The following is an 11,886-nucleotide window of genomic DNA, read 5'->3' as shown; positions in this document are numbered from 1 at the left end:
CGCGGGACGTCTCATCGTCTCCTGCAGAGTGTCGAATCGACCCGCTCATGGCGGGTCGATTCGACACTCTGCCGGCGATCCTCCGCGTGGTGGCACGGGTTGGTCACTAAGTTGGCGGCACCGCTGACGATCTCGGCGCCGCACGCCGCCCCGGTGCGGCCCTCGGTGTCGGCGGGGATGACCCTGGTCGAGGGAGAGAACTATGCGTCGGCGGCCCGTCGCGCCGACGAGGCCCTGTACCGGGGTCGGCGGCCCGTCGCGCCGACGAGGCCCTGTACCGGGCCAAGCAGGACGGGCGGGGGTGCCTCCGGGAAGTGACCGTAGAGCAGGCGCGCAGTACCGCCGCTCGCTGACGGCGCGTCGCCGTGTTCGCGGCGACGCCCCCGGGAATTAACCGGACTAAGGTCCGGTTATGCTGAGTGACAGAGCAGCGCCCAGCCTCGGGAGGCAGACATGCAGATCGGACTCTTCAGCGTCAGCGACATCACCACCGACCCCACCACCGGGGTGACGCCGACCGAACACCAGCGGATCAAGGACATCGTCGCGATCGCGAAGAAGGCCGAGGACATCGGCCTGGACGTCTTCGCGCTCGGCGAGCACCACAATCCGCCGTTCTTCTCCTCGTCGCCGACCACCACCCTGGCCTACATCGCCGCGCAGACCCAGCGGCTCCAGCTGTCCACGGCCACCACCTTGATCACCACCAACGATCCGGTGAAGATCGCCGAGGACTTCGCCATGCTGCAGCACCTGGCCGACGGCCGGGTGGACCTGATGCTCGGCCGCGGCAACACCGGACCGGTGTACCCGTGGTTCGGCAAGGACATCCGCCAGGGCATCCCGCTGGCCATCGAGAACTACGCGCTGCTGCACCAGCTGTGGACCGAGGAGGTGGTGAACTGGGAAGGCACCTTCCGCACCCCGCTGCAGTCGTTCACCTCCACCCCGCGCCCGCTCGACGGCGTGGCCCCGTTCGTGTGGCACGGCTCCATCCGCAGCCCGGAGATCGCCGAACAGGCCGCCTACTACGGAGACGGCTTCTTCGCGAACAACATCTTCTGGCCCAAGGAACACTTCCAGCGGCTGATCGGCTTCTACCGCGAACGCTACGAGCACTACGGTCACGGCACCGCCGAACAGGCCGTCGTCGGACTGGGCGGACAGTTCTTCATCCGCAAGAACTCCCAGGATGCGGTCCGCGAGTTCCGGCCATACTTCGACAACGCCCCCGTCTACGGACACGGACCCTCCCTCGAGGACTTCAGCCAGGAGACTCCGCTGACCGTCGGCAGCCCCGCCGAGTTCGTCGACCGCACCCTCTCGTTCCGGGACAGCTTCGGCGACTACCAGCGGCAGCTCTTCCTGGTCGACCACGCCGGACTGCCGCTGAAGACGGTCCTCGAACAGCTCGACGAGCTCGGAGCCGTGCTGCCCGAACTGCGCGCCGGCTTCGCCGAGAACCGTCCGGAGAGCGTGCCCGACGCCCCCACTCACGCCTCGCTGGTGGCGGCCCGCGATACCGCTGCGGCCGCCGGCACCACCGCGGACGCCGGTACCGCCGGAGAGCGGGTGCACGCATGAAACCACTGACCGTGGTCGCCGTCAACGCCGGACTCTCCGAGCCGTCGTCGACCCGGCTCCTCGTCGACCGTCTCGCCGAGGCGACCGTGGCCGCCCTGGACGGACGGGAGGTACAGGTGCAGGTGATCGACCTGCGCGACCTGGCCGTCGACCTCGGTGCCTCGATGGCGGCCGGATTCGCCACCGGCGCCGCCGCTCCGGCGGTGCGCAGTGTGCAGAACGCCGACGCGCTGATCGCCGCCACCCCGGTGTTCAACGGCTCCTACTCGGGGCTGTTCAAGGCCTTCTTCGACCTGGTGGACGTCGACGCCATGACGGCCACCCCCGTGCTGATCGCGGCCACCGGCGGCAGTCCCCGGCACTCGATGGTGCTCGACCACGCACTGCGGCCGCTGTTCAGCTACCTGCGCACCGTGGTGGTCCCCACCGGCGTGTACGCGGCGAGTGAGGACTGGGCGGCCTCCTCCGGCGACACCACAGCCCTGGCCGAACGCATCGACCGGGCCGCCGGCCAGCTCGCGGCGTTGCTCGGCGCCACCGCACCGTCGTCCGCGGAGCAGTCACCGCCGGAGCATGACGGCACTGCTTCCGCCGAGGCGGCGGGCATCGCGAACTTCGCCCGGTTGCTCGGCGGTTCCTGACCGCCGCCGATTGTCGCCGACTGTCGAATCGACCCGCTCCTGGCGGGTCGATTCGACACTCTGCCGGCGATCCTCAGGTGACGCCGGCCGGTACCCGGAGTGTCGGTGGAACCGGGTGGCCCGCTGTTGCGTCCAACAGGGCATGGGAGATACCGGGACGGTGGCCCGCTGGCTAGCCGATCACGACGGCGTCATCGGCCGGACCGAGGCGTTCGCACTGGGGATGTCGCGGCATCAGATCGACGGGCGTGTCAGCCGCGGAGAGTGGGTGGTGATGGCCCGCGGCGTCTATCGCTGTGTGACGCACCCGTTCTCGGAAGCGGCGCTGGTACGTGGGGCGGTACTCGCGCACGGCGGGGTCGCCGATCGGTCGACGGCCGCGTGGTGGCACGGGCTGGTCACCGAGTTGGCGGCACCGCTGACGATCTCGGCGCCGCACGCCACCACCGGTGAGCGGTGGAGCCACACCGGCGTGGACCTGGTGCGGCGCAGCTTCCTGCCCGCCGATGTGGCGGACTGTCGCGGCCTGGCGGTGACGGGAAAGCCGCTGACCGTGCTGCTCGCGGCGGCCGGAATGGAGTACGGCGCCCGGCTGATCGACCGGACTCTGCAGACCAGGGCGGTGGCACTGCAGGAGTTGCGCGATGCACTCGACCGCAACAGTGGCCGATGGGGACTCGCGGCAGCGCGGCACTGGTTGGCGATCGCCTCCGGTGACACCGAGTCGTACGCTGAACGACTGTTCGCGAAGCTGCTGCGCTCCGAAGGCATCACCGGCTGGGTCGAGCAGCTCCCGATCGCCGGCTGGCGCATCGACTTCGCCTGGCCGGAACTGCGGCTGGCGGTGGAGATCGACGGCTGGGCCTATCACAGCAGTCTGGACTCGTTCCGGTCCGATCGGCAGAAGGACAACGCGCTGCAGGCCGCCGGGTGGGCCCGCCTGCATTTCACCCTGCACGATCTGGAAGAGGACCCGATCGGTTGTGCAGAGAAGGTGGCCGCGATGCTGTCCGCGCAGGCGATCCAGCGCGACTGCTGAGCTTCGCGAACGGCAGGAGTGTCGAATCGACCCGGTATGTGCGGGTCGATTCGACACTCCTGTTCGTCAGAGGCAGTTCAGAGGCGGACGGTGAGCAGGACCGCCGAGTCCTCCTCGGCGGTCAGTCCGTGCCGCACCGGAGGGATGTCGGTCAGATCGCCGGCACAGCCGGTCCAGCCGTCGCCGCCGCCGGTCGCATCGGTCAGCCGCACCCGGCCTGCCAGCACCAGCAGGGTCGCCTCGTCCGGGCTCTCGTGGTCGGCCAGCACGCTGCCGGAGGTCAGCGCGATCACGGTGTGCCGCAGCCGATGCTCGGTGTGGCCGCGGACGGTGCGCGCGGCCCGGCCCGACGAATGGGCGCGCGCCTCGTCGAGCAGTTCGGGAACCAGGGTGGACAGGGAGGTGCTCACGGGCTGTGACCTTTCATCGAGGACGAGTGCATCGGTCGGGGCCGGGATGGCCGGCGCGGGCGGTAGCGCACCCCTCGGACGCTACTTTCCGGTGGCCGTCTCCGACTCCTTTCGCGGAATGCCGAAGACGGTGAACAGGCAGGCGACGGCGGCGAACGCCACCAGCAGCGACAGCCCGATCGTGTACGAGTGCGCCTGCGCGTCGTAGGTGGCGCCCATCAGCATCGGTGGGAAGAAGCCGCCGAGACCGCCGGCCGCACCCACCAGGCCGGTGACCGCACCGACCCGCTCGGGCGGGGAAGCGGTGGACACCCAGGTGAACACCGAGCCCGAGCCGAGCCCCATCATGATCGCCATCAGGATGAAGTCGATCGCGGCGAGCCCCGAATCCAGCTCGGGTTTGAAGATCATCCAGACCGCCAGGACCGCGGCGCCGCCACAGGAGATCGCCGTGATCAGCCGGGCGCCGAACCGGTCCGAGAGGGCGCCGCCGACCGGCCGGGCGATCACCGCGGCGATCGCGAACCCGGCGGTGCGCGCCCCCGCGTCGGACAGGTTGTGCATGTCGTAGACGTCGTTCAGGTACGTCGGCAGATAGGTGGAGAAGGCCACGAAACCGCCGAAGGCCGCCGCGTAGAGGAACGACATCTGCCAGGTGATCGGCAGTTTGAGGGCGTCGGCCAGTTTGGGCAGCGGTGGCTCGGTGTTCGGGGTGAAACCGGGGGCGTCGCGCATGAACGCCCAGCACACCAGGGCCACCGCGACCAGGGCGATGGCGATGATCAGGTGGGTGGGGAAGTAGCCGAACCAGTCGACGAAGCGAGGGGTGAAGAACGCCGACAGGGCGGTGCCGCCCATGCCGGCGCCGAAGATGCCGGTCGCCAGCCCGCGCCGGGACGGCTCGTACCAGGTGTTCAGGAACGGGATGCCGACGGCGAAGGTGGTGCCGGCGATGCCCAGGAAGAAGCCCATCACCAGCAGCAGGGGGTAGGAGCCGAGGTCGCCGGCGACGGCCACCAGGATCACGAACGGCGCCGAGATCAGCAGCAGCGCGGTGAACATCACCCGGCCGCCGAAGCGCGGGGTGAGCACCCCGGCCACGATCCGGCCCAGCGAGCCGACCAGGATCGGCACCGCCACCAGGATCGACTTGTTGGTCGACGACAGGTCCATGTCCTTGGCGTACTGCACGCCCAGCGGGGCGATCATGTTCCAGGCCCAGAAACTGATCGCGAAGGCCAGGGTGGCCAGCACCAGATTCCGGGTCTGTCCTTCCCGGGGGAAGACTTCGGTACTCGTCGGCGCTGTGGTGGTCATGATCGGTCCTTCACTCCGACGGGTGCCCAGCCGCGGCGGGAGGGCTGGTTTCCGGGCGCGGGGAGGGCGTCGCGGCTGCGGTAGACGATGTACGGGCGGAACAGGTAGTGCAGCGGGGCGGTGAAGATGTGCACCAGCCGGGTGAACGGCACCAGGATGAACAGGCACATGCCGATCACCACGTGGACGTGGAAGCGCAGCGGAGCCGCGGCCATCGCGTCGATGTCCGGCTGGAAGGCGAAGATCGACCGGAACCACGGGGAGACGGTCTCCCGGTAGTTCACGCCCTCACCGTGCGGATCGATCATGCCGACGACGGTGATGTAGGTGCCGGCGACCAGCGCCGAGACCAGCACCAGGTACATCAGCTTGTCGTTGCGGGTGGTCGCCATGAACACCGGGCCGGTGGCGCGGCGGCGGTAGATCAGGATGGCCACGCCGGCCAGCGTCGCGGCCGCGGCGATGACCCCGCCGACGGCGGCGATCCAGTGATAGCCGGTCTCCGACAGGCCCACCGCGCTGGTCCACGACTCGGGGATCACCAGGCCGATCGCATGGCCGGCGATCACCATCAGGATCCCGTAGTGGAAGAGCGGGGAACCGATGCGCAGCAGCCGGGATTCGTACAGCTCAGACGAGCGGGTCGTCCAGCCGAACTTGTCGTAGCGGTAGCGCCAGATGGTCCCGCCGATCACCATCAGCAGTGCGATGTAGGGCAGGACGCCCCACAGGAAGATGTCCATCGCTGCTCACCTCGGTCCGGTGTCGGGTCCGGCGCCGAAGGCGTCCGGAAGGGTCGGGGGCCGGCCCGGCTGCCCGTCCACCGACAGCGGCAGCAGGCGCGGGTCGTACGGTTGCAGGCCCACCAGCTCGATCGGGGTGGTGGCCTCGCGTAGCGCGCGGACCGCGGCCTTGTCCGCCGGCGACGGTCCGGGCAGGGTGTGGCACACCCCGACCAGCGCGTCGGCGTAGCCGCTGTCCTTCTCGAGCAGCGCCAGCCGGATCAGTTCGATGGCCGGCCGGTTGTCCTGCAGGAGCTGCGCGCCGCGCACCGGGTCGACGCGGGCGGCGAACTCGAGGACCATCGGCAGGTAGTCGGGCAGCTCGCCGTGGGTGTCGACCAGAAACCCCGACTCCCGGTAGACCTGCTTGAACTCGGTGAGCACCGTGCCGCGATGGCGGGTGTCGCCCTCGGACCAGAAGCTCAGATACAGGGTGTGCCGCCGGGACAGGTCGAAGACGTCGACGTAGTCGCGGCGCAACTGCTCCGGGTCGGTCCGCCCGAGCCAGTCCACCAACCGGGTCAGCGCCGCGGCGGCCTCGTCGCCGGGCGGCTGCTCGGCCAGGGCGGCGGCCATCGACGGCAGCCGGGCGAGCAGTTCGTCGTCCGGGTATCCCAGGGCCAGCGAGGCCACCAGGTGGGCGACGCGGTGATCGCGCAGCGCCGGTGCGGTGGTGTGCCGCCGGCGCGTGGAGAAGGGAGTGCGCATCACCGGCTCTTCTCCGGGAAGAGCCCGGCGGGAGTGCCGTTGCCGTCCCAGTTGAGCAGATTGGTGCGGCCCCGCAGCGTGCTCTCGCCGGCCGGGGTGTCGCTGGTCTGCCGGTTCTTCAGGGCGTGGAAGGTCTCCACCGAGACCGGCTCGGGACGGCCGCTGGCCTCCCCGAACGGACCCGACTCGTACATGCCCGGACCGTCGTCGTAGTCCAGCGGGCAGGCCGTCTCCTCCAGAGCGTGCGCCTGCTCGAGGTGCGCGGTGGGGATGACGTACCGCTCCTCGTATTTGGCGATCGCCATCAGCCGGTACATCTGGTAGATGGTGTTCTCGTCCATCCCCACCGAGGCGGGGATGAGCGGATTCGGTTCCCGGCCCAGCGTCACGTCGCGCATGTAGGCGCGCATGGCGGCGAGCTTCTTGAGCACCGCGGTCACCTTCTCGGTGTCGCCGGCGGTGAACAGCTCGGCCAGGTAGCCGACCGGGATGCGCAGGGTGTCGATGGCCCCGAAGAGGTTCTCCTGCGATTCGCCGTCGTGGCCCTGCTCGGAGAGCAGGTCGACGATCGGGGACAGCGGCGGCACGTACCAGACCATCGGCATGGTGCGGTACTCCGGATGCAGGGGCAGCGCCACCCGGTAGGTCTTGGCCAGCGCGTACACCGGGGAGCGTCGTGCCGCGTCCATCCAGTCGTCGGGGATGCCCTGATCCCGGGCCGCCCGGATCACCTCCGGGTCGGTCGGGTCGAGCATCAGATCCAGCTGCGCCTCGTACAGGTCCTTCTCGTCGGGCGTCGACGCGGCCTGCGTGACCCGGTCGGCGTCGTAGAGGAAGATCCCCAGATAGCGCAGGCGCCCCACACAGGTCTCCGAGCAGACGGTGGGCTGACCGACCTCGATGCGCGGGTAACAGAACGTGCACTTCTCGGCCTTGCCGGAGCGGTGATTGAAGTAGATCTTCTTGTACGGGCAGCCGGTGATGCACTGGCGCCAGCCGCGGCACCGGTCCTGGTCGACCAGCACGATCCCGTCCTCGGCCCGCTTGTAGATCGCCCCGGACGGGCACGAGGCCATGCACGACGGGTTGAGGCAGTGCTCGCAGATGCGCGGCAGATAGAACATGAAGGTCTGCTCGAAGGAGAACTTGATCTGCTCGGACGCCTCGTCGCGCAGCTTCTTGACGATCGGATCGAGGTCCCCGTGCTCGGGGGCGCCGCCGAGGTTGTCGTCCCAGTTGGCCGACCAGGTGATCTTGGTGTCCTCGCCGGTGATCAGCGACTTGGGCTTGGCGACCGGGAAGTCGTCGCCGAGCGGAGCGTTGATCAGCATCTCGTAGTCGTAGGTCCACGGCTCGTAGTAGTCGTCGAGGGTGGGCTGGACGGGGCTGGCGAAGATGGTGAAGAGCTTCTGCAGCCGGCCGCCGGTGCGCAGCCGCAGCCGGCCCTTCCGGTTCAGATGCCAGCCGCCCTTGAACTTCTCCTGATCCTCGTAGCGGCGCGGATAGCCCTGACCGGGCCGCGTCTCCACATTGTTGAACCACACGTATTCGGTGCCGGCCCGGTTGGTCCAGGCCTGTTTACAGGTCACCGAACAGGTGTGGCAACCGATGCATTTGTCGAGATTCATCACCATCCCGACCTGCGCCATGACTCGCATCAGTAGGTCACCTCCTGGCTGCGCTTGCGGATGGTCGAGACGATGTCCCGCTGATTCCCGGTGGGCCCGAGATAGTTGAAGGCGTACGAGAGCTGTGCGTAGCCCCCGATCAGGTGGCTGGGTTTGACCAGCAGCCGGGTCGCCGAATTGTGGATGCCGCCGCGCCGGCCGGTGGCCTCGGACTTCGGCACGTCGATGGTGCGCTCCTGCGCGTGATAGACGTAGGTGACGCCGGCCGGGATCCGGTGGCTGACCACCGCACGGCAGACGAAGACGCCGTTGGCGTTGACGCACTCGACCCAGTCGTTGTCGTGCACGTCGATCGCGGCCGCATCCTCCTGCGACAGCCAGGCCGTCGGCCCGCCGCGGGAGAGCGAGAGCATGAACAGGTTGTCCTGGTACTCGGAGTGGATCGACCACTTGTTGTGCGGGGTCAGGAAGCGGACCGTGATCTGCTGATCGCCGTGCGGACCGAGCTTGGGTTCGCCGAAGAGCTTGTGCATGTCCAGCGGCGGCCGGTACAGCGGCAGCGATTCGCCGATGTCGATCATCCAGTCGTGGTCGAGATAGAAGTGCAGCCGGCCGGTGAGGGTGTGGAAGGGCTTGTCCCGTTCGATGTTCACGGTGAACGGGGCGTACCGCCGGCCGCCGGTCTCCGACCCCGACCACTCCGGCGAGGTGATCACCGGCACCGGTTGCCGCTGGGTGTCGGCGAAGGTGATGCGCTTCTCCTCGGCACCGGCCGCATAGTCGGCCAGTGGCTTGCCGACCCGCTTCTCGAGCTTTTCGAAACCGTCGACGGCCAGTGCGCCGTTGGTGGTGCCGGAGAACAGCAGGATCGCCTCGGCCAGTTTGCTGTCGGTGTCGATCGCCGGCCGGCCGTCGCCTGCGCCGCCGAGCATCACCCCGTTGGCGGCGGCCAGTTTGGGGATCTGCGATTCGATGTCGAAGACCACGTTCTTCACGCCCAGCCCGAGCTTGTCGGCCAGCGGTCCCACGCTGGCGAGCTTGTCGCCGATCGCGGTGTAGTCGCGTTCGACGACGGTGAAGGCCGGCATGTTCTTGCCGGGCACCCCCGGGGTGCCGCTCTCGCGCCAGTCCACCACCCGGCCGTGCGGCTGGGCGGTCTCGCCCGGAGTGTCGTGCTGCATGGGCACGCTCACCAGGTCGCGCCGGGTGCCCAGGTGGGTGCGGGCCTGCTTGGACAGTTCCTGGGCGAGCAGGTGGAAGAGTTCGAAGTCGCTCTTGGCCTCCCACGGCGGGTCGATGGCCGGCGAGAAGGCGTGCACGAACGGGTGCATGTCGGTCGACGACAGGTCGTGCTTCTCGTACCAGGTGGCCGCGGGCAGCACGATGTCGCTGAGCATGGTGGTCGACGTCATCCGGAAGTCCGCCGACAGCATCAGGTCGAGCTTGCCCTCGGGGGCCTGCTCATGCCAGCGCACGTCCTTCGGGCGCGGGGTGTTCGGATTCTCGGTGCCGAGCACGTTGTGGTGGGTGCCCAGCAGATGGCGCAGGAAGTACTCGTCGCCCTTGGCCGAGGAGCCGAGCAGGTTCGAGCGCCACAGCACCAGGGTGCGCGGCCAGTTCTCCGGGGCGTCCACGTCGGCGATCGCCGGGGTGAGCCCGCCGTCGCACAGCTGCTGGGCCACATAGGCGGCCGGGGTCTCGGCGGTTCCGGCGTCGACGGCGGCCTTCGCCTGGTCGGCGACGTCGAGCGGGTTGGTGGAGAACTGCGGATAGAACGGCATCCAGCCCAGCGCCGCGGACTGGGCGATGGCATCGGCGGTGTGCTTGCCGTCGAGAGTGCCGCGGGAGAGCGGGCTGGCCAGCGCCGATGTGGAGTAACCGTCGTTGCGCCACTGGTCGGTGTGCATGTACCAGTACGAGGTGCCCGGCATGGTGCGCGGCGGGCGCGTCCAGTCCAGGGCGTTGGCCAGCGAGATCCAGCCGGTGATCGGCCGGCACTTCTCCTGGCCGACGTAGTGCGCCCAGCCGCCGCCGTTGCGGCCCATGCAGCCGGTGAGCAGCAGCAGCGACAGACTCGCCCGGTAGGTGGCGTCGCCGTGGAACCACTGGCAGATGCCGGCGCCCATGATGATCATCGAACGGCCGCCGGAGTCGATGGCGTTGCGGGCGAATTCGCGGGCGATGCGGATGGCGGCCTCGGCCGGCACGGAGGTGATCTCCTCCTGCCAGGCGGGGGTGTTGGGGCTGGTGACGTCGTCGTAGCCGCCGGCCCAGGTGCCGGGCAGGCCGTCGCGGCCCACGCCGTACTGCGCCAGCATGAGATCGAAGACGGTGGTGACCAGCCGGCCGTTGACCTCGCGGGCGGGGACGCCGCGGTGGATCACCTCGCCGCTGCCGTCGGGTGCGTCGAAGACCGGGAAGCTCACCTGCACGCCGTCGGCGCCGTCGGTGCCGTAGAGGCTCAGCAGCGGGGTGACGCCCTGCAGGTCCAGGTTCCACTTGCCCTCTCCGGAGGCGGCGTAGCGGAAGCCGAGCGAGCCGGTCGGGACGACGGGGTCGCCGGTGGCCGAGTCGATCAGGACGGTCTTCCACAGGTCCTCGTCGGCGGCGTCGTCGCCGGGTGAGCCGAGTTCGTCGGCGGTCATGAACTTGCCGGGCACCAGGGTGGGGCCGTCGGGGGTGTCCTGCCGGTCGAGGTGGATCAGGAACGGCAGATCGGTGTACTTGGTGGTGAAGTCGGTGAAGAACGGGGTGTCCCGGTCGACGAAGAACTCCTTGAGGATGACGTGACCCATGGCCATCGCCAGGGCGGCGTCGGTGCCGGCCTGGGCGGGCAGCCATTCGTCGGCGAACTTGGTGTTGTCGGCGTAGTCGGGGGAGACGGTGACCACCTTGGTGCCGCGGTAGCGGACCTCGGCCATCCAGTGGGCGTCCGGGGTGCGGGTGACCGGGACGTTGGAGCCCCACATCATCAGGTAGCTCGCGTCCCACCAGTCGCCGGATTCGGGGACGTCGGTCTGGTCGCCGAAGACCTGCGGGCTGGCCACCGGGAGGTCGGCGTACCAGTCGTAGAAGGAGGTCATCACGCCGCCGATGAGCTGGATGAAGCGGGTGCCGACGCAGTGGCTGACCATCGACATGGCCGGGATCGGGGAGAACCCGGCGCAGCGGTCCGGGCCGTAGGTCTTGATGGTGTGCACGTGCGCGGCGGCGGCGATCTCGACGGCCTCGGACCAGTCCACCCGCACCAGGCCGCCTTTGCCGCGGGCCTGCTGGTAGGAGCGTCGCCGCAGCGGGTCGCCGACGATGTCGGCCCAGGCGAGCACCGGGTCGCCGCCGAGGCGGGCCTTGGCTTCGCGGAACATCTCCACCAGCACGCCGCGGGCGTAGGGGAAGCGGACGCGGGTCGGGGAGTAGGTGTACCAGGAGAAGGCGGCGCCGCGCGGGCAGCCGCGCGGCTCGTATTCGGGGCGGTCCGGACCCACCGACGGGTAGTCGGTCTCCTGGGTCTCCCAGGTGATGATCCCGTCCTTGACGTAGACCTTCCACGAGCAGGAGCCGGTGCAGTTGACGCCGTGCGTGGAGCGGACGATCTTGTCGTGGCTCCAGCGGTCACGGTAGAAGACGTCGCCGGCGCGACCGCCCTCCCGGAACACGGCGCGGGCGTCGTCGGTCTCATCCCATCGGGTGAAGAACCGCCCTACGTCGAGAAGTGCCTGTGCCGCCTGACCCTGAACTCCGGACGAGTCGCTCATAACTACGAAGCGTAGGACTTAA

Annotated in this window: 9 protein-coding genes; 3 read left to right on the top strand and 6 right to left on the bottom strand. The window is 69.1% G+C overall.

All coding sequences use genetic code 11. The annotated features are described in order from the left end of the window. Positions 1 to 453: 453 nt before the first annotated feature. The 3 genes from ACJMNC_RS07745 to ACJMNC_RS07735 all read left to right on the top strand — a co-directional run bounded on the left by ACJMNC_RS07745 (position 454) and on the right by ACJMNC_RS07735 (position 3,264). Complete coding sequence (locus tag ACJMNC_RS07745) at positions 454 to 1,584, top strand: LLM class flavin-dependent oxidoreductase (protein ID WP_408947364.1); 1,131 nt, start codon at positions 454 to 456, stop codon at positions 1,582 to 1,584. Next, the gene (locus ACJMNC_RS07740; protein ID WP_408947363.1) at positions 1,581 to 2,225 is read left to right on the top strand and encodes a CE1759 family FMN reductase; all 645 of its coding nucleotides are present in this window, start codon (positions 1,581 to 1,583) and stop codon (positions 2,223 to 2,225) included. The genes ACJMNC_RS07745 and ACJMNC_RS07740 overlap by 4 nt, the downstream gene beginning before the upstream one ends. Positions 2,226 to 2,367: 142 nt before the next feature. Further along, a complete protein-coding gene (locus tag ACJMNC_RS07735) occupies positions 2,368 to 3,264 on the top strand; it encodes a type IV toxin-antitoxin system AbiEi family antitoxin domain-containing protein (protein ID WP_408947362.1) in 897 nt (298 codons plus the stop codon). A 77-nt stretch (positions 3,265 to 3,341) separates the two neighbouring features. Here the strand turns inward: ACJMNC_RS07735 and ACJMNC_RS07730 are convergent, their stop codons facing one another. The 6 genes from ACJMNC_RS07730 to ACJMNC_RS07705 form a co-directional block, all read right to left on the bottom strand. Continuing rightward, positions 3,342 to 3,674, bottom strand: coding sequence for a cupin (locus ACJMNC_RS07730; RefSeq protein ID WP_408947361.1), 333 nt, complete (start codon positions 3,672 to 3,674; stop codon positions 3,342 to 3,344). 81 nt (positions 3,675 to 3,755) lie between these two features. Continuing rightward, the gene (locus ACJMNC_RS07725; RefSeq protein ID WP_408947360.1) at positions 3,756 to 4,991 is read right to left on the bottom strand and encodes a nitrate/nitrite transporter; all 1,236 of its coding nucleotides are present in this window, start codon (positions 4,989 to 4,991) and stop codon (positions 3,756 to 3,758) included. Beyond that, complete coding sequence (gene narI, locus ACJMNC_RS07720) at positions 4,988 to 5,734, bottom strand: respiratory nitrate reductase subunit gamma (protein WP_408947359.1); 747 nt, start codon at positions 5,732 to 5,734, stop codon at positions 4,988 to 4,990. Before narI ends, ACJMNC_RS07725 begins: the two co-directional genes overlap by 4 nt. 6 nt (positions 5,735 to 5,740) lie before the next feature. Beyond that, entirely contained in the window at positions 5,741 to 6,481 is a 741-nt protein-coding gene (gene narJ, locus ACJMNC_RS07715) for a nitrate reductase molybdenum cofactor assembly chaperone (RefSeq protein ID WP_408947358.1), read from the bottom strand. Beyond that, on the bottom strand, positions 6,481 to 8,139 hold the full coding sequence (gene narH / locus ACJMNC_RS07710; RefSeq protein ID WP_408947357.1) for a nitrate reductase subunit beta: 1,659 nt from the start codon (positions 8,137 to 8,139) through the stop codon (positions 6,481 to 6,483). The genes narJ and narH overlap by 1 nt, the downstream gene beginning before the upstream one ends. Next, the gene (locus tag ACJMNC_RS07705; protein ID WP_408947356.1) at positions 8,139 to 11,864 is read right to left on the bottom strand and encodes a nitrate reductase subunit alpha; all 3,726 of its coding nucleotides are present in this window, start codon (positions 11,862 to 11,864) and stop codon (positions 8,139 to 8,141) included. The genes narH and ACJMNC_RS07705 overlap by 1 nt, the downstream gene beginning before the upstream one ends. Positions 11,865 to 11,886 lie beyond the last annotated feature (22 nt).

This window comes from Gordonia sp. VNK21, from assembly GCF_046098115.1.
Classification (GTDB): Bacteria; Actinomycetota; Actinomycetes; order Mycobacteriales; family Mycobacteriaceae; genus Gordonia.
Note: the sequence above shows the minus strand (reverse complement) of the source record. Positions and strands in the feature narration are given on the sequence as shown.

What these genes read in the sequence shown, in the direction of transcription:
- ACJMNC_RS07740 (WP_408947363.1), top strand. Translation starts at nt 1,581, where the DNA reads ATGAAACCACTGACCGTGGTCGCCGTCAACGCCGGACTCTCCGAGCCG.
- ACJMNC_RS07745 (WP_408947364.1), top strand. Translation starts at nt 454, where the DNA reads ATGCAGATCGGACTCTTCAGCGTCAGCGACATCACCACCGACCCCACC.
- ACJMNC_RS07725 (WP_408947360.1), bottom strand. Translation starts at nt 4,991, where the DNA reads ATGACCACCACAGCGCCGACGAGTACCGAAGTCTTCCCCCGGGAAGGA.
- ACJMNC_RS07735 (WP_408947362.1), top strand. Translation starts at nt 2,368, where the DNA reads ATGGGAGATACCGGGACGGTGGCCCGCTGGCTAGCCGATCACGACGGC.
- narJ (WP_408947358.1), bottom strand. Translation starts at nt 6,481, where the DNA reads ATGCGCACTCCCTTCTCCACGCGCCGGCGGCACACCACCGCACCGGCG.
- ACJMNC_RS07705 (WP_408947356.1), bottom strand. Translation starts at nt 11,864, where the DNA reads ATGAGCGACTCGTCCGGAGTTCAGGGTCAGGCGGCACAGGCACTTCTC.
- narH (WP_408947357.1), bottom strand. Translation starts at nt 8,139, where the DNA reads ATGCGAGTCATGGCGCAGGTCGGGATGGTGATGAATCTCGACAAATGC.
- narI (WP_408947359.1), bottom strand. Translation starts at nt 5,734, where the DNA reads ATGGACATCTTCCTGTGGGGCGTCCTGCCCTACATCGCACTGCTGATG.